The organism is Psychrobacter sp. AOP3-A1-26 (assembly GCF_052378235.1).
Lineage (GTDB): Bacteria > Pseudomonadota > Gammaproteobacteria > Pseudomonadales > Moraxellaceae > Psychrobacter.
Map to the genome: position 1 here is coordinate 1 of NZ_JBQSXN010000146.1, position 2,878 is coordinate 2,878.

Annotated in this window: 4 protein-coding genes; 3 read left to right on the forward strand and 1 reads right to left on the reverse strand. The window is 41.8% G+C overall.

Annotated features, from left to right (window positions below; all coding sequences use genetic code 11):
* The coding region (locus ACT3TU_RS13800) for a hypothetical protein (protein WP_444784500.1) at nucleotides 1-676 on the reverse strand (676 nt) is incomplete at its 3' end.
* Between the two features lie 527 nt (nucleotides 677-1,203).
* Here ACT3TU_RS13800 and ACT3TU_RS13805 point away from each other — a divergent pair.
* From ACT3TU_RS13805 to tssK, 3 genes are all read left to right on the forward strand, one after another.
* A complete protein-coding gene (locus ACT3TU_RS13805; protein WP_225735194.1) occupies nucleotides 1,204-1,866 on the forward strand; it encodes a M15 family metallopeptidase in 663 nt (220 codons plus the stop codon).
* A gap of 103 nt (nucleotides 1,867-1,969) precedes the next feature.
* Nucleotides 1,970-2,653 carry a hypothetical protein gene (locus ACT3TU_RS13810; protein WP_192528935.1) on the forward strand — a complete coding sequence of 228 codons (684 nt, stop codon included), beginning with the start codon at nucleotides 1,970-1,972 and terminating at the stop codon, nucleotides 2,651-2,653.
* A 9-nt stretch (nucleotides 2,654-2,662) separates the two neighbouring features.
* Nucleotides 2,663-2,878 (forward strand): type VI secretion system baseplate subunit TssK (gene tssK / locus ACT3TU_RS13815; RefSeq protein WP_444784501.1); only part of this gene is annotated, 216 nt, incomplete at its 3' end.

A 2,878-nucleotide genomic window follows, 5' to 3' on the forward strand; every position in this document is an offset into this window, starting at 1 on the left:
CAATAGAAGGCCTGCTATCAGGCAGAGCTGGCTCCGTTGCCGATGGGGTGTTTTTGACGATGTAGTGTTGCTGCCACTTTGGATGTGCCTCTATTGCAGCGTTATGCTCGTTTTCAGTCGATAGTGTTGCTGATAGATGCTCTGCGATTAAAAAGATAGTCTCACTGTGAGCATGTAATAAGGCCTGCATGATGGTTTTTACTCGTAAAGTAGCATCAGATGGGACCTCGTCATCATATGTTGTTCGAATAGGATGATCAATATCAGGAATGGGTTTGGTTAATACTGGCATACCGTCGATATCAGATAGTTGGTCGCTTAAGACAGTCAGGTCTTGTTGGTCATTACTGATATCGAGCCAGTTACTGCCTTCTGGTAGGCACACGCTACTTTGAATATACAGGTGATAAGATAAAGGTGGTTGGATAGGCGGAACATTTTCTTCAGACTTATCGGCATTACTGGATGGGTTTTGAGCGCTTTTTTTCCATGTATTGAGCGCAAAAATAAAGCCCATCAATAATACAGGCACTGCGATAAACCATAAGACAATGTTGACTATAGTTAGCTGCTGAGTGTTGTCTGAAAAATACATCCAAGCCAATAATAGATGAATGACTAGTATGGCGCCTAAGATTTGTCGACTATATTTAACGACCGTTTTTTTTATATTCATCGATTATTCTCAACTCAGCTTGTGGAACTAACGAACAACTGATAGGTATTATTGCAGGGTATTCTATGATATTTAGAGCATCGTTGCTACAATAACGCCCTAACTTATCCTGCAATTGTTTATTATTTTTTTTGGTTTTTGTCATTTACATTATGGTCTACCTGATTGCTGTGCTGTTCACTGTGCTTTCTATCGTTGTGATAATCACCTTATTTGATCCGCAGCTATATAGCCGTCTTCGGTACACACTAAAAGGTCGCGTGCGTGCTGTCTCCGGTTGTTATAGATATCCAAATTTATCGACGCTTAATAAAGCTGTAATGAGTGGCTATCGTCATATTAATAAGAGTTTGACCTCCTATCGAAAAAAGAGTTCAGTGGTAACGCTGCTCTCATCATTGATAATTATAACGACAGTGGGCCTATGTTATTTGCTGTTAAACACCCATTCATTGGCTGTCTATCATGCTGATACTGTCGCTTCTAATGCGAATCTACAGGTTAATCAAATACTGTTGGGTGAGCGGTTGAGACCTCCACCTCCACCACCTGAAGATTTGTTTGAACAGTTAGATGCCGAAATTGCCAGTTATCGAGCAGAACAGGTAGATATAGGTTATTGGTCCAATACTAACTCTACTATGTCACAATCTGGCTCGTCTCTACTGAGGGCAGAACCAAACATGGATATTCAGACAATGGATGACACAGCAGTCTACTCAGACGATATCTTGTCATCTCATCTTATCAATGGGCATATTAATATTAAGAATGCCGACCGCAATTGGAAAAAAATGAATTCAGACTTTGTTCAGCGGTTACTGACAGTTTACAAAGTCATGAGCGAGCAGTATGGTTACGATATGGTGCTGCTTGAGGGGTATCGCAGTCCTGTGCGTCAAGCAAGGCTACTAAAAAAAGGCAGTCATGTTACCAAAGCTGGCTCTTACAAAAGCTATCATCAGTTTGGGCTGGCAGGGGATAGTGCGTTTATCAGAAATGGAAAAATTGTCATTAGTGAAAAAGATCCTTGGGCCATGCAAGGTTATAGGCTGTACGGCGAAGTAGCGAAATCTGCTGGCTTGGTTTGGGGTGGTGACTGGAAGATGATGGACTTAGGTCATGTTGAACTACGTAAAAAAGGCGTACTTGGTCGTCCTGATATGGCCGAGATTTTAACCAGTCAATAGCATTACGTTGTTACCAGAGCAGCAGTCATGATAACTCATTGATAAAAGAAACAACCATCCATTGTTTTAACCATTAAATAACGTAGTAGGGCAGATAATTAATATGAATCAAGCAAAAAGGCTGGCAGGCGCAATCGCGATTATGAGTGCATTGTCGGGGGTAATGTTGGTTGGCTGTAGTGCCAAGCCTGAGATAACTGCTACAGGAGAGGCGCCATCAGATGGAGCATCGACATTAGCGGGTAGCTTAAAAAATATAATAGCGGACTCTGATTCTAAAGCGGAGCTAGCAGCGCTTAAGGCACAGCTAAAAATGCAGCAACAGCGTCTTGAGGCTATGAGTGAAGAGCAGCAGTCTTTGCAAGAAGCGCTCAAACGTCAGCGTATTACAGTTGAGGTTCACCCACTGGCTGATGCCAATGCAGGGCGATCAAATAGCGCTACCGCAAGTACAGCGTACATTGCTTTTTTAGAAAACAAAGAGCAATTGGCAGATATAGAAACACTTGCTTCTAAAGAGTTTAGCGTAATTCCTAATCGTCAGAATAATGTAACGTTGTCTATTCCCCAGGGCATGGATTTTATTGCTATTAAGCTCAATCTAAGATACACAAAAAAGCGTTCACAGTTTGTGATCCCGTTAAGTAGTCTAGATTTTGATACCCCCCTGACTCTCAATATTGGTGCGTGTGATGTGAATATTACCTCAGGAGTCAATCCTGAGCTTGCACCTGACTTTACCCAAAAACTTAATTATTATCAGCAACCATTGGTCAGCTGTTTGTAGGAGATTATTGTGAGCAAACATAATGTATTGTGGGGCGAGGGTTTGTTTTTACGTCCTCAGCACTTTCAAATGCAGGACAGTTATCACCATGCTCAGCGTGCGCTTACTATGTCAATTACGCACCCTTATACTTATGGTATCGTAGGTATACAGATGGACGAGCAGTTATTAGATAGTAATATACTAGCGGCTGAGCATATATTCTGCATACTGCCAGATGGTATG